20 protein-coding genes are annotated in these 18205 nt (G+C 70.0%); 10 read left to right on the plus strand and 10 right to left on the minus strand.

The window, feature by feature from the left end:
* Window positions 1-3 precede the first annotated feature (3 nt).
* From ACFYRX_RS30915 to ACFYRX_RS30930, 4 genes are all read left to right on the plus strand, one after another.
* Window positions 4-1122 carry an LLM class flavin-dependent oxidoreductase gene (locus ACFYRX_RS30915; RefSeq protein ID WP_389106665.1) on the plus strand — a complete coding sequence of 373 codons (1119 nt, stop codon included), beginning with the start codon at window positions 4-6 and terminating at the stop codon, window positions 1120-1122.
* A gap of 15 nt (window positions 1123-1137) precedes the next feature.
* Window positions 1138-2868, plus strand: a complete 1731-nt coding sequence (locus ACFYRX_RS30920; protein WP_389106667.1) for an amidohydrolase family protein — start codon at window positions 1138-1140, stop codon at window positions 2866-2868.
* Between the two features lie 53 nt (window positions 2869-2921).
* Window positions 2922-4355 (plus strand): aldehyde dehydrogenase family protein, encoded by a 1434-nt coding sequence (locus ACFYRX_RS30925; protein WP_389106936.1) that lies wholly within the window; start codon window positions 2922-2924, stop codon window positions 4353-4355.
* A 149-nt stretch (window positions 4356-4504) separates the two neighbouring features.
* Window positions 4505-5041, plus strand: a complete 537-nt coding sequence (locus ACFYRX_RS30930) for a DUF3455 domain-containing protein (protein WP_389106669.1) — start codon at window positions 4505-4507, stop codon at window positions 5039-5041.
* A 223-nt stretch (window positions 5042-5264) separates the two neighbouring features.
* On the opposite strand, the gene ACFYRX_RS30935 is transcribed toward ACFYRX_RS30930, so the two are convergent.
* The 4 genes from ACFYRX_RS30935 to ACFYRX_RS30950 form a co-directional block, all read right to left on the minus strand.
* Entirely contained in the window at window positions 5265-5393 is a 129-nt protein-coding gene (locus ACFYRX_RS30935; RefSeq protein ID WP_389106671.1) for a hypothetical protein, read from the minus strand.
* A gap of 176 nt (window positions 5394-5569) precedes the next feature.
* Entirely contained in the window at window positions 5570-6418 is an 849-nt protein-coding gene (locus ACFYRX_RS30940; protein WP_389106673.1) for a helix-turn-helix domain-containing protein, read from the minus strand.
* On the minus strand, window positions 6415-6912 hold the full coding sequence (locus ACFYRX_RS30945) for an SRPBCC family protein (RefSeq protein ID WP_389106675.1): 498 nt from the start codon (window positions 6910-6912) through the stop codon (window positions 6415-6417). The genes ACFYRX_RS30940 and ACFYRX_RS30945 overlap by 4 nt, the downstream gene beginning before the upstream one ends.
* A gap of 273 nt (window positions 6913-7185) precedes the next feature.
* Window positions 7186-7578 (minus strand): nitroreductase/quinone reductase family protein, encoded by a 393-nt coding sequence (locus ACFYRX_RS30950; RefSeq protein WP_389106677.1) that lies wholly within the window; start codon window positions 7576-7578, stop codon window positions 7186-7188.
* Window positions 7579-7672: 94 nt separating this feature from the next.
* On the opposite strand from ACFYRX_RS30950, the gene ACFYRX_RS30955 reads away from it, so the two are divergent.
* The gene (locus tag ACFYRX_RS30955) at window positions 7673-8491 is read left to right on the plus strand and encodes an endonuclease/exonuclease/phosphatase family protein (RefSeq protein ID WP_389106679.1); all 819 of its coding nucleotides are present in this window, start codon (window positions 7673-7675) and stop codon (window positions 8489-8491) included.
* Here ACFYRX_RS30955 and ACFYRX_RS30960 read toward each other — a convergent pair.
* Both ACFYRX_RS30960 and ACFYRX_RS30965 read right to left on the minus strand, forming a co-directional pair.
* Window positions 8483-8656 (minus strand): DUF397 domain-containing protein, encoded by a 174-nt coding sequence (locus ACFYRX_RS30960; RefSeq protein WP_389106681.1) that lies wholly within the window; start codon window positions 8654-8656, stop codon window positions 8483-8485. The genes ACFYRX_RS30955 and ACFYRX_RS30960 overlap by 9 nt on opposite strands.
* 10 nt (window positions 8657-8666) lie before the next feature.
* On the minus strand, window positions 8667-8888 hold the full coding sequence (locus ACFYRX_RS30965) for a Scr1 family TA system antitoxin-like transcriptional regulator (RefSeq protein WP_389106684.1): 222 nt from the start codon (window positions 8886-8888) through the stop codon (window positions 8667-8669).
* Window positions 8889-9029: 141 nt separating this feature from the next.
* Here ACFYRX_RS30965 and ACFYRX_RS30970 point away from each other — a divergent pair, with 141 nt between their 5' ends.
* Together ACFYRX_RS30970 and ACFYRX_RS30975 are read left to right on the plus strand one after the other, a co-directional pair.
* Window positions 9030-9236 carry a hypothetical protein gene (locus ACFYRX_RS30970; RefSeq protein ID WP_389106687.1) on the plus strand — a complete coding sequence of 69 codons (207 nt, stop codon included), beginning with the start codon at window positions 9030-9032 and terminating at the stop codon, window positions 9234-9236.
* 483 nt (window positions 9237-9719) lie between these two features.
* On the plus strand, window positions 9720-10949 hold the full coding sequence (locus ACFYRX_RS30975; RefSeq protein WP_389106690.1) for an RNA-guided endonuclease InsQ/TnpB family protein: 1230 nt from the start codon (window positions 9720-9722) through the stop codon (window positions 10947-10949).
* A gap of 261 nt (window positions 10950-11210) precedes the next feature.
* Here the strand turns inward: ACFYRX_RS30975 and ACFYRX_RS30980 are convergent, their stop codons facing one another.
* Together ACFYRX_RS30980 and ACFYRX_RS30985 are read right to left on the minus strand one after the other, a co-directional pair.
* On the minus strand, window positions 11211-11429 hold the full coding sequence (locus ACFYRX_RS30980; RefSeq protein WP_389106693.1) for a TrfB-related DNA-binding protein: 219 nt from the start codon (window positions 11427-11429) through the stop codon (window positions 11211-11213).
* A 46-nt stretch (window positions 11430-11475) separates the two neighbouring features.
* A complete protein-coding gene (locus tag ACFYRX_RS30985; RefSeq protein ID WP_389106695.1) occupies window positions 11476-12066 on the minus strand; it encodes an alpha/beta hydrolase in 591 nt (196 codons plus the stop codon).
* An 89-nt stretch (window positions 12067-12155) separates the two neighbouring features.
* On the opposite strand from ACFYRX_RS30985, the gene ACFYRX_RS30990 reads away from it, so the two are divergent.
* A complete protein-coding gene (locus tag ACFYRX_RS30990) occupies window positions 12156-12557 on the plus strand; it encodes a hypothetical protein (protein WP_389106697.1) in 402 nt (133 codons plus the stop codon).
* Here ACFYRX_RS30990 and ACFYRX_RS30995 read toward each other — a convergent pair.
* Window positions 12532-13680 (minus strand): FAD-dependent oxidoreductase, encoded by a 1149-nt coding sequence (locus ACFYRX_RS30995; RefSeq protein ID WP_389106699.1) that lies wholly within the window; start codon window positions 13678-13680, stop codon window positions 12532-12534. The two genes, ACFYRX_RS30990 and ACFYRX_RS30995, sit on opposite strands and share 26 nt — an antisense overlap.
* Before the next feature lie 385 nt (window positions 13681-14065).
* Between ACFYRX_RS30995 and ACFYRX_RS31000 the strand changes: the two genes are divergently transcribed.
* Window positions 14066-14908 (plus strand): LLM class F420-dependent oxidoreductase, encoded by an 843-nt coding sequence (locus ACFYRX_RS31000; protein WP_389106701.1) that lies wholly within the window; start codon window positions 14066-14068, stop codon window positions 14906-14908.
* A 58-nt stretch (window positions 14909-14966) separates the two neighbouring features.
* Window positions 14967-17579 (plus strand): bifunctional FO biosynthesis protein CofGH, encoded by a 2613-nt coding sequence (locus ACFYRX_RS31005; RefSeq protein ID WP_389106704.1) that lies wholly within the window; start codon window positions 14967-14969, stop codon window positions 17577-17579.
* Between the two features lie 66 nt (window positions 17580-17645).
* Here the strand turns inward: ACFYRX_RS31005 and ACFYRX_RS31010 are convergent, their stop codons facing one another.
* A complete protein-coding gene (locus ACFYRX_RS31010) occupies window positions 17646-18161 on the minus strand; it encodes a DUF2165 domain-containing protein (RefSeq protein WP_389106707.1) in 516 nt (171 codons plus the stop codon).
* Window positions 18162-18205: the final 44 nt, after the last annotated feature.

The following is an 18205-nucleotide window of genomic DNA, read 5'->3' on the forward strand; positions in this document are numbered from 1 at the left end:
GCCTTGGAATTCGGGCTCTTTGTACAGGGATACGTGGGCAAGCGTGCCGAGACCGACCCGCTGGCCGAGCACAAGGCGCTGATGGAGGAGACCGAGTACGTCATCCAGGCGGACAAGTCCGGCTTCAAGTACGCCTGGGCGTCCGAGCACCACTTCCTGGAGGAGTACTCGCACCTCTCCGCCAACGACGTCTTCCTCGGCTACCTCGCGCACGCCACCGACCGGATCCACCTCGGCTCCGGGATCTTCAACCCGCTCGCCCAGGTCAACCACCCGGTGAAGGTCGCCGAGAAGGTCGCCATGCTCGACCATCTCACCGAGAACCGCTTCGAGTTCGGCAGCGGACGCGGGGCCGGATCGCACGAGATCCTCGGGTTCATACCGGGTGTGACCGACATGAACTACACGAAGGAGATCTGGGAGGAGACCATCGCGGAGTTCCCCAAGATGTGGCTCCAGGACGAGTACGTGGGCTTCCAGGGCAAGCACTGGCAGCTGCCGCCGCGCAAGATCCTGCCCAAGCCGTACGGGAAGTCGCACCCCGCGATGTGGTACGCCGCCGGCTCCCCGCCCTCGTACGCCATGGCCGCCCGCAAGGGGCTCGGAGTGCTCGGCTTCAGCGTGCAGAAGGTCTCCGACATGGAGTGGGTCCTCGAGCAGTACAAGACGGCGGTGGTGGACGCCGAGCCGATCGGGGACTTCGTCAACGACAACGTCATGGTGACGACGACCGCGATCTGCGCGCCCACGCACGACGAGGCGATCCGGATCGCCGTGAGCGGCGGACTGCACTACCTGCCGTCCCTCGTCTTCCGGTACCACGACACCTTCCCGCGCCCCGAGGGCTTCCCCGTGTGGCCCGAGACCCTGCCTGAGTACAACGCCGAGTTCGTCGAGCTCCTCATCGAGGAGGAGCTGCTGATCTGCGGGGACCCGGACGAAGTGGTCCGCCAGTGCAAGCGCTGGGAGCAGGCGGGCGCGGACCAGCTGAGCTTCGGGCTGCCGGTGGGGGTGCCGAAGGAGGAGACGCTCCAGACCATCCGGCTCATCGGCGAGCACGTGATCCCGAAGATCGACACGGATCCGGTGCACCGCACGACCCGTTTCCGCGAGTCCGCATAAGGGGGGTTCGGTTCCATGCTCGACCACGTCATCAAAGGGGCGACCGTCGTCGACGGCACGGGCACCCCCGCCCGCACCGCCGACGTCGGCATCCGGGACGGCCGTATCGCGGTGGTGGGCCGGATCGACGAAGAGGCCCGCACCAGCGAGGACGCCCACGGACTCGTCCTCGCCCCCGGGTTCGTCGACCCGCACACGCACTACGACGCCCAGCTGTTCTGGGACCCGTACGCGACGCCCTCCCTCAACCACGGCGTGACGACCGTCGCGGCCGGCAACTGCGGTTTCACGCTGGCCCCTTTGAACCCGTCCCGCCCCGACGACGCCGACTACACCCGGCGCATGATGTCCAAGGTGGAGGGGATGTCGCTGGTCGCCCTCGAAGAGGGGGCGCCCTGGAGCTGGAGCTCCTTCGGGGAGTACCTGGACGCTCTCGACGGGCGGATCGCCGTCAACGCGGGGTTCATGGTGGGGCATTGCGCGCTGCGACGGCACGTGATGGGACCGGACGCCGTCGGCGGACAGCCGTCCGACGATCAACTCGCCGCCATGCTGCGGCTGTTGCACGACGCCATGGACGCCGGAGCCTGGGGTTTCTCCACCACCCAGTCGTCCACGCACTCCGACGGGGACGGCAAACCCGTCGCCTCCCGGCACGCCCTGCCCGCCGAACTGCTCGCTCTGTCCAAGGCAGTCGGGGAGCACGAGGGGACGCAGATCGAGGCGATCGTCGCCGGCTGCCTCGACCAGTTCAGCGACGCCGAGATCGACCTGCTCGCGGAGATGAGCGCCACGGCGGGACGGCCGCTCAACTGGAACGTGCTGACCATCGACTCGGCCGTCCCCGAACGGGTACCCCGCCAACTACAGGCCAGTGAGCAGGCCCGGAAGGCGGGCGGCAGGGTCGTCGCCCTCACCATGCCGATCCTCACCCCGATGAACATGTCCCTGGGCACCTTCTGCGCCCTGAACCTCATCCCCGGCTGGGGTCAGGTCCTCGCGCTGCCCGTCCCCGAGCGCATCGAGAAACTGCGCGACCCGGACGTCCAGGCCGAACTGGTCCGCCACTCTCAGGCCAAGGAGGCGGGCGTCTTCCGGCGGCTGACCAACTTCGGGCGGTACGTCATCGGCGACACGTACAGCGAGACGAACCGCGGGCTCAGCGGGCGGGTCGTGGAGGACATCGCGGCCGAACGCGGGCAGACACCGTTCGGCGCGCTGGTCGAGATCTGCGCGGCCGACTCCCTGCGTACGGTCCTGTGGCCCATGCCCACCGACAACGACCCGGCGTCCTGGGCCATGCGAGCCGAGGCCTGGCAGCACGAGGACGTGCTCCTCGGCGGATCCGACGCGGGCGCCCACCTGGACCGGATGTGCGGGGCGCCGTACACGACCCGCTTCCTCGGCGACTGCCTGCGCGGGCGGAAACTGACCTCGCTGGAACACGCCGTGCAGATGCTGACGGACGACCCCGCCCGGCTCTTCGGTCTGCGGGAGCGGGGGCGCATCGAGGAGGGCTTCCATGCGGACCTCGTGCTCTTCGACCCGGAACGCGTCGCCGCGGGCACGGCCACCCTGGTGCACGACCTGCCGGGCGACAGCCCACGGCTGGACTCCAAGGCCATCGGGATACGGGCCGTGTGGGTCAACGGGGTCGAGGCGATCCGGGACGACGTGGTGAGCGGGGCCGTACCGGGCCGGGTACTGCGGTCGGGCCGGGACACGCGGACGGTGAGCACGAGGTGACTGCGTCGGGTGGTAAGTCCGGTGAGTCCGGTGGTTCCCCGGACGGGCAGCGGCTGTTCGTCGGCGGGGAGTGGGTGGTGCCGGACGGCGGGCACTACGCGGTGGTCGACCCGGCCACCGAGGAGACCGCCGGATGGGCTCCGGAGGCCTCGCGGGATCAGGTGCACGCGGCCTGCGCCGCGGCCCGCGAGGCCTTCGGTCCGTGGTCGCGCACGGCACCGGCGGAGCGGGCGGCGGTGCTCGCACGGGCCGCGGACATCATCCGGTCCCGCCTGGTGCCGTACGCCGAACTCGCCCAGGCCGAGACCGGGGCGACCACGGGTGTGGCCCGGGGGATGCAGGTCGGCGTCGCCGCCGCCCGCTTCCGGCGGTACGCGCAGGTCGAGCCCGCGGAGTGGGCGATCCCGCCGCAGATCAACGAGGCCGGGCCGATGGGGAAGGCCGCGGCGCTGGGCGCGCTGGCGATCCGGCACCCCGTCGGAGTCGTCACCTGCATCACCTCGTACAACAACCCCTGGGCGAACCCCGCCGGAAAGATCGCCCCCGCGCTCGCCATGGGCAACACGGTGGTCGTGAAACCCGCCCCGCAGGACCCCCTCTCCGTCTACCGGATGGCGGAGGCACTGGAGGCCGCCGGGGTGCCGCGCGGTGTCGTCAACGTGGTGAGCGGCCGTTCCGTCGAGGTCGGCGAGGCCGCCGTCGACTCTCCGCACGTCGACATGGTCAGCTTCACCGGCTCCACGGCGGTCGGGCAGCGCATCGGCGAGGTGTGCGGGCGTTCCATGAAACGGCAGTTGATGGAGCTGGGCGGGAAGGGCGCGGCGGTCGTCTTCGAGGACGCCGACCTCGGATCGGCCGTGGCCGGGATCGGGACCACGTTCTCCTTCTACAGCGGGCAGATCTGCACGGCACCGACCCGGGTGCTGGCACAAAGGGGGATCTACGAGCGGCTGGTGGACGAACTCATCGCGTACGCACGTCGGTTGAAGGTCGGCGATCCACGCGAGTCCGGCACGGTCGTCGGCCCGCTGATCTCCGCGGCACACCGGGAGCGGGTGGAGTCGTACGTCGAACTCGGCCGCAAGGAGGGCGCGGTGGTTGTCGCGGGTGGCGAACGGCCCTCCCTGGACCGCGGGTTCTATGTCGCCCCGACCCTCCTCGCCGACTGCCGCCCCGACATGAGGGTCGTCCGCGAGGAGATCTTCGGGCCCGTGGTGACGGTGGTGCCGTTCGACGACGAGGAGGAGGGAATCGCCCTCGCCAACGACAGCGACTACGGCCTGATCGACTACGTCTGGTCGGCGGACATCGCCCGCGCCTTCCGCGTGGCACGCCTGCTCAGGGCCGGGGGAGTCGGGGTGAACACGGTCGGCCGCAACATGGAGGCGCCGTTCGGCGGTTTCCGCAGCAGCGGGGTCGGACGGGACTGCGGGTCGTACGCCCTGCACGCGTACAGCGAGGTGCAGTCGATCGTCTGGCCGGGGTGAGACGGCTTTCGGGAGACGGCCTTCACGACGGCGTGTTCGGCCAACTGGCCGGTAACCCTCGGGTGGGCCCGTAGAGTCCCGGAGCGGAGGGTGGCGACATCGATGTCGCCACCCTGACAGACAGTCAATATCCTTTCCGGAGAACCGACTTGAAGCTCACCAAGCGCATAGCCCTGACCGCCGCGGGCCTCGCCGCCGCGACCGCCCTGCTGGGCGCGACCACAGGTTACGCCACCCCCTCGGACCCCGCGCCCAGGCCCGTGAAGGCCCCCGCGGCACTCAAGGTGCCCGACGGCAACAAGCTGACCGGTGTGTACCCGGCCCGGGGCGTGCAGACCTACACCTGCACCGACGGTGCCTGGAAGCTCCTGGAGCCGGCCGCCACCCTGTCGGACAAGAGAGGCCGCACCGTCGCCCTCCACTCCCGCGGCCCCGTCTGGGTCTCCACGGTGGACGGCAGCGCGGTCAACGCCGCGGCGATCGCCAACTCCCCCAAGACCGGCACCATCCCCGAGCTCCTCCTCCAGGCCACCGCCACCCGCGGCACGGGGATCTTCGGAGGCGTCTCCTACATACAGCGCCTGAACACCACCGGCGGCGTCGCCCCGGCCACGGCGTGCACGGGAACGGACCAGGTCGGCGTCCAGTACACGGCGACGTACGCGTTCTACAAGCCGGCCAAGTGACGCACTCCGGCTGACACGGCAAGCGGCCCGGCGGCGGCCCGTCTCCGTACGGTCCTCCCCGGCCGCCCCCCTTGCGAGGCTGCCTCCTCCAACACCGCCGGGCTCTTTTCGCCCACCCGCCGCATGCTGGTCGCGTCGCACGGCACCAAAGACACCCGCTTCGCGCACATACGCGAAGCGGGTGCAACCGGTCGCGGCCCCGCCCTGGGAGACGTCGAACTCGTCACCGCCGACGCCTGCCGTCGTGGTCGAGAGCCTGGCGAGCGGGCTGCTGTCCGGGCGCCGCCCCCAGGACCCGGTCGTTGCCCAGCACAGCGACGTCGCGCTCGCGCAGGAACGGCAGGCTGTCCATCACGTCACGGGGAGCGGTTGCCGGCCGAGCTCATGAGCGCCCGGAAACACGGCACTCCAGGGCTCGCGCGCGACTGCGGCCAGTGGTCCTGCGGTCTCACGGATATCGCGCCCCGGTGCGGGAGCCGGGCCAAGTGCCGAAGGGGATGCCGAACGAGTTCCGCAGCGCCCCGATTGTCAGCGGGCTTCGCTGAGCCGGGACGCACGCATGAGATCGAGTTGGTCGGCGCCGCGGGTTCCCGGGGCCGCTGTGTAGGTGACGATGCGCAGGTCGACTCCCGGCAAGGTCAGCACGTCGCAGTCCAGGGTGACGTCGCCAAGCTCGGGATGGCTGATCGTCTTCAGGTCCCCGGTCAGCTGCTCCATGCCTGCCACGGCCCACAGTTCACCGAAGAGCGGCGAGGCCCTGCGCAACCCGTCCACGAGCGCGGCCAGCTCCGGGTCGGCGGGATAGCGGGCGACCGCTTCGCGCAGGTCCGCGACGATCGCCGTCTCGAACGCGTACTCTCCGGCCGCCGATGAGAGGGGATACAGGTGCCAGCGCCCCTCCCCCGTGCCGAACAGCGCGCGGGCGAGGTTGCGTTCGGCGGGCGCCAGGCCGGACGGGTCGCCGTGCAGAGCCGTCCACATGCCGTTCCACCACAGCAGGCTCCAGTCGGCGGCGAACACGCCGATCGGGAGGTCACCGAGGCGGGCGACGAGACGGCGGACACTCGGCGGCACGTGCGTGCCGACGGTACGGTCACGCGGGGCGAGCAGACCGGCGGCGCGGAAGAACTGGTCGCGTTCGGCCGGGGCGAGCCGCAGCGCGCGGGCGATGGCCGACACCACCTGCGCGGAGGGACTGGTGGCCCGGCCCTGCTCCAGACGCAGCACGTACTCGACGGAGAGGCCGGCGAGCTCGGCGAGTTCCTCGCGGCGCAGGCCAGGGGCGCGGCGGCGGGCCGACCGGGCGTAGCCGGCATCGGCCGGGTCGAGGCGGTCGCGCCAGCCGCGCAACAAGGCGCCGAAGCTCAGGTCGCTCACGCCTCCATGATGCCACCGGGCGTTTCCTGCACCACGGTCACCATCCTGGTGAGTGCAGCGCGCATGTAGCGGGCCCAGAGCGGCTTGAACGGCCCCGCGACGATCCAGCGGCGGCCTGGCAGCGGCCGGAAGTCGTACGTCCACCGGATCGACGTGCCGGTCCCGTCGGGCAGGAACGACCACTCGCCCCGCACCCCGGAGACCAGCTTGGCCAGCACGTTGGTGAAGCCACTCAGCTCGTAGGCGAACCCGTGCCCCTCCGCGATCTCGGTAAGCCGCTCGTCGGCCTTGGAGCCGTCGGTGAACCAGGTCTGGCGCGACGTCCCCGGCCGGTTCCAGGTGCCGGTCTGGTCGCGCACCTCCGCGACGCCGGGGAACGGTCCCCACGGCTTGAACACCTGGGCGAGGTCGATCGGCACGATGACCTGGTAGGTGTGCGCGGGGCTGGACGTCGTACGGGCGAAGACGGTGATCGGGACACTCGTTTTGGTCATGCCAAGAGCATCGCGGCCGGCGCCTTTCCGAGGCAGACACCTGTCAGTACATACCCTCGCGGTCTCGTCGTGTTCGCCGTGTCAACGGCGCAGTGCGCCGGAGCGTACGAGCGCGACCCGAGACGGCGGGCGAGGAATCGCCCAACCCGCACCTGCCGGACGGTCCACACCTCGGACTGCCGCCCACGACCAGCACGAGTACGCCGAAGACACCTCACGCCAGACCGGTGACCAGCACCTTCACGATGGTCGTCCGCCCGCACGGGTCGTCCCTCATCCGTCGAGATCCACCCGCACGGTCAACTGCCCTGCCCCCACTGCCCGTACCGCCGCGCTGTTCATCACGGGCAGCGAGCGCAGTCGTACGGCGATGTCGTCGTCCGGCATCGGATGGGCGGTCCCGGTGTGCCACCGCCCGCGGATCCGCACCCGCACGCGCGGATCGGCCGCGATGTTGCGGACGTACTGGGACCGCTCCCCGAACTCGGAGACCAGCCAGAAGGAGTCGCCGACCCGCCTGCCGCCCACGGGGGTCCGGCGGGGCAGGCCCGAGGTGCGGCCGGTGGTCTCCAGGACGGTCTGGAGGGGCAGTCGGCGCATGAGCGGGTTGAGGCGGCGCTGGAGGGCCGTGACGATCCGGTACTTGCGCTCGGTGTTGCGGGACATGACCTCTGTGACTCCCGTCTCCGGTCTTCCGTAACGTGACCGGCGGCCTTGATGATCTCAGAGTGCGGACCGGGCGGACGAGGGAGTGTCGGCGATGCGCGTGGTGACCTGGAACCTGTGGTGGCGCTTCGGCCCCTGGGAGCAGCGGCAGAAGGCGATCCTGGCGGTGCTGCGGGAGCTGCGGCCGGATGTGGTCGGCCTCCAGGAGGTGTGGTCGGCGGGCACCGAGAACCTCGCGGAGTGGCTGGCCGGCGAACTCGGCCTGCACTGGGCGTGGGCCCCCTCACCCGCCTCCGAGCGCTGGCAGCGACGGATCGGCGACCCGGGCGTCGAGGTCGGCAACGCGGTGCTGAGCCGCTGGCCGGTGACCCACCAATCCGTCCTGCGCCTGCCGGCCCCCGACGCACTGGACGACGGCCGCCTCGCCTTCCACACCCGGCTGGCCGGGCCCTCGTACGACATCCCCTTCTTCACCACCCACCTCACGTCCTCCCCCACCGGGTCGGCGATCCGCTGCCAACAGGTCACTGCGCTGGCCGAGTTCGTCGCCGCGCACCGCTCCGGCACCGACTTCCCGCCGGTGATCACCGGCGACTTCAACGCCTGGCCCGACTCCGACGAGATCCGCCGCTTCGGCGGCTACAAGACGGCCCCGGCCGCACCGGACCAACTGTTCCTGGACGCCTGGGAGTACGCCGACCCCACGGCCCCCTCTTCGACCTGGGACCCCGCCAACCCGTACGTCCGCCTGGGCCCACCGGCCCGCATCGACTACGTCCACGTTGGCCTCCCGGGGCCTTCCGACCTCGGCCGCGTCCTGGGCGTCCGGCGCGCGGGGGACGGCCCGGTGGACGGGGTCTGGCCGTCGGACCATGCGGCCGTCGTCGCCGACTTGGCGGACGGATCAGAGTGACTTCACCAGGCCGAGCAGGGCGGCGAAGGCGACGGGGGTGACGGTGACGACGGTCTGTGCGGGGTCGGAGTCGGCGAGGTGGACTCCGTCGGGGTCGGTGGCTATGTGGACGCAGGCGTCGCCCTCCTGGCAGTAGGACGACTTCTGCCAGACGTGGATGGTCATCTCGGCTCCTTCACAGGCTCTGGTCGATGGAGTGGATCAGATCGCGGGACTTCCCGGGGCTGAGGGCAATGGCCTCAACGACGCCCAGGAGGCGCCGGTACTTCTCCAGATGCGCCTCGGCATCGAGGAGTACCGGACCGTGGAACTGGTCCAACTGGACGGTGCGGCGGGCAGGGAGATTCCGCGGAATACACGTACACCACACCACTTGCCCGCGACTCGGCGCACCCATCGGGCATGGGCGTGACGGTCGTCTACTACTTCCGTGATCCACAGGTGGTGGACTGAATCCTGGAGGCGGCGAGCCACGGAGACCAGGGGATATACCATTCCGCCTTCGAGATGCTGGCAGAAACACGGAGAGGGGGCAGCAATGGTGGCAGTACGCCTGATGGCGGCGGTGCTCGGCACATGGGCCGCGCTGATCGTGCTCCTGCTCATCCCCGGGCCCCTGCCCGAGCGGTGGCGTTACGTCGTCTACTCGCCGGCGACCGTGGGACTGTGGATGCTGGCCATGCTCGTCGCGCCGGTAGTGGTCTGCGCTGTGAAGTGGCCGTGGATCAAGTCGGGCAGACGGTGAACGCGGTCTCGCTGCCTCCTGCTTCGCCACGAGGCGGCTTCAGATACGGGGCGCCCGGTCCGACTTGTCCGGGCTGGCCCCTGCACCGTTCTGTGAGTCGGGGGGCCATCGGCCGTTGCCGGGCACTGGAGGGAGACCTCGGACGGCTTCGTTCAAGGCCCCGATCCCCGATGCGTCCCGGTCAGGAATAGCGCTGGATCGCTGGGCACGTCCCGCCTTACGGTGACGTCATGAGCGATCACTCGGAAGCTCCTGTCGCGCCCGTCGAAGCATATGAACCCCCTTACTACGTAGCTGTCTTCGCTACCGAGTTTCATTCGCAGTGCATCGGGCTTCAGCCCGGTGGTGAAGCGAATCTCGTGACTGCGGCGCGGAGCGTCGCGGTGTCATTCCGGCGGAGCCGGACGGTGCGGGCTGTGAGGGTGAGGCGGGGAACGGGTGTTCCCGGCGACAGCGGGTGTCGTGTGTTCGTACGATCACCGCATGCAGCTTCGGTACGCCTTCCGGTTGTACCCGGAGCCTGGTCAACGTGCCGCGTTGGCGAGGGCGTTCGGGTGTGCACGGGTGGTGTTCAACGACGCGGTACGGGCTCGGGAGGACGCCCGCGCGGCTGAGCTGCCGTTCCCGAGCGCGGCCGAGCTGTCGAAGCGGCTGATCACAAAGGCCCGGCACACGGTGGAGCGCTGCTGGCTGGGCGAGGTCTCCTCGGTTGTGCTGCAGCAGTCTTTGCGGGACGTGGAGGCCGCATACCGGAACTTCTTCGCCTCCCTCAAAGGAGAGCGCAAGGGGAAGCGGGTGGGTGCGCCGCGTTTCAAGTCGCGCAAGGATGCCCGGCAGGCGATCCGGTTCACCGCCAACGCCCGCTGGAAGATCACCAGCGGTGGGCGGCTGTCCCTGCCGAAGATCGGTGAGATCACGGTCAAGTGGTCGCGGGTCCTGCCGGCCGTGCCCTCCAGCGTGACGGTGATCCTGGACTCGGCCGGGCGGTACTTCGCCTCGTTCGTCATCGACACCGACTCCGCGACGGACCGGGCGCGCTGGGACGAGCCGGAGCCGGGCAGCGACGTCGGCATCGACCTCGGACTCACACACTTCGCGGTCCTCTCCGACGGAACGAAGATCGACAGCCCGCGGTTTCTGCGCCGCGCGGAGAAGAAACTGAAGAAAGCCCAGCGGGAACTGTCCCGCAAGCGGAAGGGATCGAAGAACCGGGCCAAGGCCCGCCGGAAGGTCGCCCGTGCTCACGCGGGCGTGGCTGATGCGCGTAAGGAGTTCCACCACCAGCTCTCCACCCAGCTGATCCGCGACAACCAAGCGGTCGCGGTGGAGGACCTGGCGGTATCCGGACTCGCGCGTACCCGGCTGGCCAAGAGCGTGCACGACGCGGGCTGGGCACAGTTCGTGACCATGCTCGAATACAAGGCGCAGCGGTACGGGCGGACCTTCGTCAAGATCGGCCGGTTCGAGCCCACCAGCCAGACATGCTCCACCTGCGGGCACCGGGACGGGCCCAAACCCCTGCATGTAAGGGAGTGGACCTGCCCCGCTTGCGACACCGTCCACGACCGCGACCACAATGCCGCGATCAACGTCAAACAGGCCGCCGGACTGGCGGTATCGGCCTGCGGAGCGCCGGTAAGACCGGGACTTGTCCCGGCACAGCGCGAAGAAGCAGGAAGCCATGGAATCCCCACCCGGACCTGTGCCGCGTAGCGGCACAGCAACAGGTGGGGACGGCCAGAATCCTCGGGCTTCAGCCCGAGGAGCATGTCAAACGCTGCATGTGGCGAAAGTGGAACGAAGTCACGGGTTCACGCGACCGTAAATCCCGCGGAGCCCGACAGCAGGCTGTGCGGCAGGCGCCGTCCCGCCAAGCTGCACGGGTGGCGATACGGGTGCAGGTCCGCGGGATCGATGATGACGAGCTCAAGGTCCTCACGCGGACGTCGCCTTGATCGCGGCCCGGTCGGCGCTTCAGCAGGCCAGCATCTTCTGAATGGCCTGGCGTGTCACCCCGAGTTCACGTGCGATGTCGGCCTGCGAGACGCCCTGGCCAAGAAGGCCCTGCATCAAATCGCGCCGCTCAACGGCGAACTGTCGGGCCATGCGCGTGTGGTGGATGGCCTGCGCACGCGCCTCCTTGATGCGCTCGATGGTCGACTGATGCGCGGAGAGATCATTCGTGTCTGCCATGCCTCCATGGTGACAACCCCTGGTTGTCGACGTCAACCCCTAGTTGTCACCTGCCGAGAGAACCTATGAACCGCTCCAGCCGTGAGACGACTTGCCCCAGCACGCCAACGGATCCCACGGCGTCGTCCGCGAGTTCCAAAGCGTGATCCGCCGAGGGGACTTCCAGGACGTCGTGTCGTAGGGACTCGGCGATTCGTGAATCCCACAGTTTGTCCGCGCTCCCACCGATGAGGAGGGTCGGCGCTTCGGCTCGTTGGAGAGCACGGACCACATGGTCGGTGCTCAGAAGGGGAGTGAGCCAGGCTGCCGCGATATTCCGGTCAGCCGCGACGCCGCAGGCGAGGGAGCCCAGCGACTTGCCGACGAGAAGACGACAGGCCCCTGCCTCGGCGTCGACGGCCTGGGTGACCTGCCGTTCCACCCATGCGATCCGGTCCTCCACAGCCAACTGCATGAAGTCGTCCGGCACCTGCCACCACAACTCCTGGACCGTCCAGCCGTGTTGGACAAGCACGTTGCGAGCGAAGTGAAGCAGCGGCCTGGCAGGCGAGTAACCGACGCCTGGAACGACGACTGCGACACGGTCACGGGCACCGTCGAAGCGGGTGGGGACGGCGAAGGGGGAGGGATCGGGCATCGCCGCAGGCTACCGGTCGGCCGACGGCCATGTGGGAGCCTCTGCCACAACAGGTGCGCGTCGGTTGCTGTGGAACGGGAGGAACGTCGATGGGTGTCTTCGTGTCCGTCAGAGGGTGGCTGGAGTGCGACGAGCACCAACTCGCCGCAGCCCAGGAGATCATCTCGTCCCACGAAGACGGTCACTACTCCCATGGATGGGGCACACCCCGCCGACATGTGAACTGGACCCACTACATGTTCTACGGCGCCGACATCCGCGAGTCGGGCCTGGACTGGCTTGTTCAGCAGGTTCGGGACATCGCGAGGATCCCGGCCAACGAAGACGGAGACCGCGTCGTGGGCTTCTTCCTCGCCAGACACGAAATGGACGGCACGACCGAATGGCAGGTTCGAGAGGGGCGACTCTTCATGTCGCCGGGTGACAGCACTCGGATACCTCGACGAATGAAGCGGCCCGAGTCGCTCACTCGCCCCGCTCCTCCCCCGTGAACATGCTGATCAGGCCGTGAGGCGCCGTGTCGCCGAACATGAGGGCGTACAACTCGGTGCCCTCGGTGGCGGCTTCGGTGCTGCGGGGGAACATGGCCTGCTCGTACTCGGTGAGCGCGGTCTCGATGTCGTCGGGGTGCGCGGCGAGGGCGTGGGCGAGTTCGGCGCCGTCGAGCATGGCGAGGTTGGCGCCCTCGCCGTTCGGGGCGGCCACGTGGGCGGCGTCGCCGATCAGGGTCACTCCCGGCACCCGCTCCCACCGGTGCTCGACGGGCAGGGCGACGAGGGGGCGCAGCACCGGGGCGGTGTCGCCGTCGGTGATCAGCGCGGTGAGTTCCGGGGCCCAGCCGTCGAACTCCGCCGCGATCCGCGCCCTCGCCACGGCGCCGTCCGCGAAGTCGATGTCCGCGAACCAGTCCTGCGGCCGGGCGAGCATCACGTAGGTGTGCAGGTCGCTGCCCCGCTCCCGGTGCGTCACGAAGCCCTTGCCCGGCGCGAGCACGTACAGCGCCCCGCCTCCGACCATCTTCGCGATGGCCGGGCGCCGGGTGTCGGCGTCGTACAGGTGGACCTCGACGCTGGACATTCCGGTGTACGCGGGCACCGCGTCGGAGAGCAGCGGCCGTACCCGGGACCACGCGCCGTCCGCGCCGACGAGCAGGCCGGTGACGACGGTGGTGCCGTCGGCGAACGTCACCTCGTGGCGGCCTTCGCCGAGGGCGCGCGTACCGCTGACCTTGTGTCCCCACCGGACCGTGCCGGCCGGGAGCGAGTCGAGCAGGAGCTGCCGCAGTTCGCCGCGCTGCACCTCGGGGCGCCCGCCGGTGCCGTCGTCGGGCTGGTCGAACAGTACGGTTCCGTCCCGGTCGACCATCCGTGTCGCCTCGCGGCCCTCCAGGACGAGGCCGCGGAACTCGTCCAGCAGGCCGGCCGCATCGAGGGCCAGCTGTCCGTTGTAGTCGTGGATGTCGAGCATCCCGCCCTGCGTACGGGCCGTCGGGGAGGACTCCGCCTCGTAGACGGTGGCCGGGATGCCGTGGACGTGCAGGGCACGGGCGAGTATGAGGCCGCCGAGTCCCGCGCCGATGATCGTGACGTGGGTGGAGGTGGAGGTGGTGGTCATGGTGACTCCTCAGGGGTCGTGGTCCGCCGGGTGTGGGTGTCGGCGGGGTCTGTGGAAAGACTCCGCGCCCGCGTCGACAAGCCACCGACACCGGACCTACAGCCCCGACAGACCACCGACAGCCGTCGACCGACAACCGACAGCCCTCGACGACCGTCGACCGACGACAGGCAGCCTCCGACGGCCGTCGACCGACGACGGGCAGCCCTCGACAGCCGTCGCCCGACGCCGATAGCCCTCGGCAGACCACAGACCACCGCATCAGCCCCGACCGACAGGTGGCGCAACCGACCAGGCCGACGATGCCGACCAGGCCGCCGAGGCCTCCAACGATGCCGACCAGTCGGTATGGACATCCCCGCGTCGACCCGGTAGAGATGCGGTCATGCGCATCTCCGTGACGATCTTCCTCACCGACGAGACCATCACCCCGACCCGGCTCGCCCGTGAGCTGGAGGCGCGGGGCTTCGCCGGGCTGTATCTGCCCGAGCACACCCACATCCCCGTCGAGCGGGTCACGCCGTATCCGGCGGGCGGGGAGCTGCCGCGTGAGTACGGCCGTACGCTCGACCCCTTCGTCGCGCTCGGCCAGGCCGCCGCCGTCACCGAGCGGCTCGGCCTCGGTACCGGCATCACGCTGGTCGCCCAGCACGACCCGATCGACCTCGCCAAGCAGATCGCGACCCTCGACCATCTCAGCGGCGGCCGGTTCACGCTCGGGCTCGGGTTCGGCTGGAACGTCGAGGAGGCCGCCGACCACGGGGTCGAGTGGCGTACCCGACGCGAACTCGTCCGCGACCGGATGGCCCTGATGCAGGCGCTCTGGGCGGACGAACCGACCGCCTACGAGGGGGAGTTCGGGAGTGTGCGGGCCAGTCACGCCCACCCCAAGCCCGTGCGGAAGCGGACCCTGGTGGGCGGTGCCGCCGGGCCGAAGCTGTTCTCCCACATCTGTGAGTACGCCGACGGCTGGCTGCCCATCGGTGGGCGCGGCCTGACCGAGTCCCTGCCCGTGCTGCGCGCCGCCTGGTCCGACGCGGGCCGCGACCCGGCCGCCCTCCAGGTCGTGCCGTACGCCGTCCTGCCCACCCCCGGCAAGCTTGCCCACTATGCCGAGCTCGGCATCGAGGAGGTCGTGCTGCAGCTGCCGTCGGCGGGGGAGGGGGAGACGTTCAAGGCGCTTGATGAGTATGCCCGTTATGTCCCGGACGGTGGGAGCGGGGTGTGACGTCACCCACCTCCGGTCGGGCCCTCTGACCTGATCACACCGCTCGTATGCTCGAAGGATGACGACTTCCGCGACTTCCGGAACCGGCCCCACCGACCGCCCCGGCGGTACCGGCCCCACCGAGAACTCCATGCGTCGTGCCCTCAAACGGGCCCGGGACGGTGTCGCCCTCGACGTCTCCGAGACCGCGGTACTCCTCCAGGCCCGCGGTGCGGCCCTGGAGGACCTCACCGCGTCCGCCGCCCGGGTGCGGGACGCCGGCCTCGCGCAGGCGGGCCGCCCCGGCGTCATCACGTACTCGAAGAGCGTCTTCATCCCCCTGACCCGGCTGTGCCGGGACAAGTGCCACTACTGCACCTTCGTGACCGTGCCCGGCAAGCTGCGCCGGGCCGGCCACGGCATGTTCATGTCCCCGGACGAGGTGCTGGACATCGCGCGCAGGGGAGCGGCCCTCGGCTGCAAGGAAGCCCTGATCACCCTCGGCGACAAGCCCGAGGACCGCTGGCCGGAGGCCAGGGAGTGGCTGGACGCGCACGGCTACGACGACACCCTCGCCTACGTCCGTGCCATCTCCATCCGCATCCTGGAGGAGACGGGCCTGCTGCCCCACCTCAACCCGGGCGTGCTGTCGTGGACGGACTTCCAGCGGCTGAAGCCGGTGGCGCCCAGCATGGGCATGATGCTGGAGACGACGGCCGAGAGGCTCTGGTCCGAGCCCGGCGGGCCGCACCACGGCTCACCGGACAAGGAGCCCGCCGTACGGCTGCGGGTGCTGGAGGACGCCGGCCGCTCCTCCGTCCCCTTCACCTCCGGCATCCTCATCGGGATCGGGGAGACGTACGAGGAGCGCGCCGAGTCCCTGTTCGCGCTCCGGCGCACAGCGCGGGCGTACCACAGCGTTCAGGAACTGATCATCCAGAACTTCCGCGCCAAGCCGGACACCGCGATGCGCGGCATGCCGGACGCGGAACTGGACGAACTCGTCGCCGCGGTGGCGGTGGCCCGTCTCGTCATGGGCCCGGCCGCCAACATCCAGGCCCCGCCGAACCTCGTCGACAGCGAGTACGAGCGGCTGATCGGGGCGGGCATCGACGACTGGGGCGGTGTCAGCCCCCTCACCATCGACCACGTCAACCCCGAGCGGCCCTGGCCGCAGATCGAGGAGCTCACCGAGCGCTCCGCGGCGGCCGGCTTCGAACTGCGCGAACGGCTCTGCGTGTACCCCGAGTTCGTGCAGCGCGGCGAGCCCTGGCTGGACCCCCGGCTGCGGCCGCACGTGGCCGCGCTGGCCGACCCGGACACGGGCCTCGCGCGTCCCGACGCCCTCCCGGTGGGGCTGCCGTGGCAGGAGCCGGAGGAGGTCTTCGTCCCGTCCGGCCGCACGGATCTGCACGCCACGATCGACACCGAGGGCCGTACGTCCGACCGCCGCGACGACTTCGACGAGGTCTACGGCGACTGGGGCGCCCTGCGCGAGGCGGCCGCCCCCGGCATGGTGCCGGAGCGCATCGACACGGACGTACGGGAGGCGCTGCGGGTCGCCGCCGACGATCCGACGCGGCTGACCGACGAAGAGGCGCTCGCCCTGCTGCACGCGGACGGGCCCGCCCTGGACGCGCTGACCCGGATCGCGGACGACGTGCGCAAGTCGGTGGTCGGCGACGACGTGACGTACATCGTGACCCGCAACATCAACTTCACCAACGTCTGTTACACCGGCTGCCGTTTCTGCGCGTTCGCGCAGCGCCGGACGGACGCGGACGCCTACACGCTGTCCCTGGACCAGGTGGCCGACCGGGCCCAACAGGCCTGGGAGGTGGGCGCGGTGGAGGTCTGCATGCAGGGCGGCATCCATCCGGACCTGCCGGGGACGGCGTACTTCGACATCGCGAAAGCGGTGAAGGAGCGGGTCCCGGGGATGCATGTGCACGCCTTCTCGCCGATGGAGGTCGTCAACGGGGCCACCCGGACCGGCATGTCCATCCGCGAGTGGCTGACGGCGGCCAAGGAGGCCGGCCTGGACTCCATCCCCGGCACGGCCGCCGAGATCCTCGACGACGAGGTCCGCTGGGTGCTGACCAAGGGCAAGCTGCCGACGGCTACCTGGATCGAGGTCGTCGAGACCGCGCACGAGGTCGGCCTGCGCTCCTCGTCGACGATGATGTACGGCCATGTGGATCAGCCACGTCACTGGCTGGGCCACTTGCGCACGCTGGCCGGCATGCAGCAACGCACCGGCGGCTTCACGGAGTTCGTGACCCTCCCCTTCATCCACACCAACGCCCCGGTGTACCTGGCCGGTATCGCCCGCCCGGGCCCGTCGATGCGGGACAACAGGGCGGTCGTGGCGATGGCGAGGCTGCTCCTGCACCCCTACATCCCCAACATCCAGACCAGTTGGGTGAAGCTGGGCACCGAGGGCGCGGCGGAGATGCTCCGCTCCGGCGCGAACGACCTCGGCGGCACGCTGATGGAGGAGACGATCTCGCGGATGGCGGGTTCGTCGTACGGCTCGTACAAGTCGGTGAAGGACCTCATCGCGGTCGCGGAGGCCGCGGGCCGTCCCGCACGCCCCCGCACGACCCTCTACGGCGAGGTGCCGGAGGAACGGCAGCAGGCGGCGGCCGTGTCCGACGGGCATCTGCCGGAGCTGCTGCCGGTGCTGGACTGACGGATCCGACGTGGGGTCCGCCGGCCGTGGGATCCGTCGGCCGGATCCCACGGCCGTCCGTCGCCGTCAGGCGGCGGGCTGCTCCGACCTGCCCGGCAGGTTGACCACCAGCAGCACGACCCCGCTCAGCAGGAAGACGCGAAGGGCCGCGTCCAGCCCGTTCCAGGTGTCCGACTGCCACATGGAGAACCACTCGCCGCCGATCGCGATGAACCCGGCGCCGAACAGCAGCATGAGCATGAGCAGGCCGTAGGTGGAGAACCGCCGGGCCGCCGCGTCGTCCCGGCGCGCCCACAACCAGGTGCCGTAGATCAGCACGAGTGCCGCGAGCGTCTCCCAGATGATGATCACGACGTACGCCGTGTTCTGAAGTCCCTTACTGGTGATGGCTCTCCACATCAGATCGTCGTCCTTGAACGTCGTGTCCATCGCGAGCACGTGCTGTACGAACGCCTGGTTCGTCCCGAAGTCCGTGATGTTCCCGAACGCGACGAGCGCTATGTACAGCGCGACGCTCGCGGTGAGAAGGGTGGCGGTGAGGTGAAGTGCGCTTCGTGTGGTGCGTGGGGGTGTCGATGCCATGGGGGCCATCCTTCCCCGCGCGGGGCGATGTGTTCCAGATCGAC

The organism is Streptomyces sp. NPDC005374 (assembly GCF_042872225.1).
GTDB lineage: Bacteria > Actinomycetota > Actinomycetes > Streptomycetales > Streptomycetaceae > Streptomyces.

Excerpts from the sequence above, each read along its gene's own strand:
- ACFYRX_RS30920 (WP_389106667.1), top strand. The coding sequence starts at position 1,138 with ATGCTCGACCACGTCATCAAAGGGGCGACCGTCGTCGACGGCACGGGC.
- ACFYRX_RS30935 (WP_389106671.1), bottom strand. The coding sequence starts at position 5,393 with ATGGACAGCCTGCCGTTCCTGCGCGAGCGCGACGTCGCTGTGCTGGGC.
- ACFYRX_RS30945 (WP_389106675.1), bottom strand. The coding sequence starts at position 6,912 with ATGACCAAAACGAGTGTCCCGATCACCGTCTTCGCCCGTACGACGTCC.
- ACFYRX_RS30950 (WP_389106677.1), bottom strand. The coding sequence starts at position 7,578 with ATGTCCCGCAACACCGAGCGCAAGTACCGGATCGTCACGGCCCTCCAG.
- ACFYRX_RS30955 (WP_389106679.1), top strand. The coding sequence starts at position 7,673 with ATGCGCGTGGTGACCTGGAACCTGTGGTGGCGCTTCGGCCCCTGGGAG.
- ACFYRX_RS30960 (WP_389106681.1), bottom strand. The coding sequence starts at position 8,656 with ATGACCATCCACGTCTGGCAGAAGTCGTCCTACTGCCAGGAGGGCGAC.
- ACFYRX_RS30965 (WP_389106684.1), bottom strand. The coding sequence starts at position 8,888 with ATGGGTGCGCCGAGTCGCGGGCAAGTGGTGTGGTGTACGTGTATTCCG.
- ACFYRX_RS30970 (WP_389106687.1), top strand. The coding sequence starts at position 9,030 with ATGGTGGCAGTACGCCTGATGGCGGCGGTGCTCGGCACATGGGCCGCG.
- ACFYRX_RS30975 (WP_389106690.1), top strand. The coding sequence starts at position 9,720 with ATGCAGCTTCGGTACGCCTTCCGGTTGTACCCGGAGCCTGGTCAACGT.
- ACFYRX_RS30980 (WP_389106693.1), bottom strand. The coding sequence starts at position 11,429 with ATGGCAGACACGAATGATCTCTCCGCGCATCAGTCGACCATCGAGCGC.
- ACFYRX_RS30985 (WP_389106695.1), bottom strand. The coding sequence starts at position 12,066 with ATGCCCGATCCCTCCCCCTTCGCCGTCCCCACCCGCTTCGACGGTGCC.
- ACFYRX_RS30990 (WP_389106697.1), top strand. The coding sequence starts at position 12,156 with ATGGGTGTCTTCGTGTCCGTCAGAGGGTGGCTGGAGTGCGACGAGCAC.
- ACFYRX_RS30995 (WP_389106699.1), bottom strand. The coding sequence starts at position 13,680 with ATGACCACCACCTCCACCTCCACCCACGTCACGATCATCGGCGCGGGA.
- ACFYRX_RS31000 (WP_389106701.1), top strand. The coding sequence starts at position 14,066 with ATGCGCATCTCCGTGACGATCTTCCTCACCGACGAGACCATCACCCCG.
- ACFYRX_RS31005 (WP_389106704.1), top strand. The coding sequence starts at position 14,967 with ATGACGACTTCCGCGACTTCCGGAACCGGCCCCACCGACCGCCCCGGC.
- ACFYRX_RS31010 (WP_389106707.1), bottom strand. The coding sequence starts at position 18,161 with ATGGCATCGACACCCCCACGCACCACACGAAGCGCACTTCACCTCACC.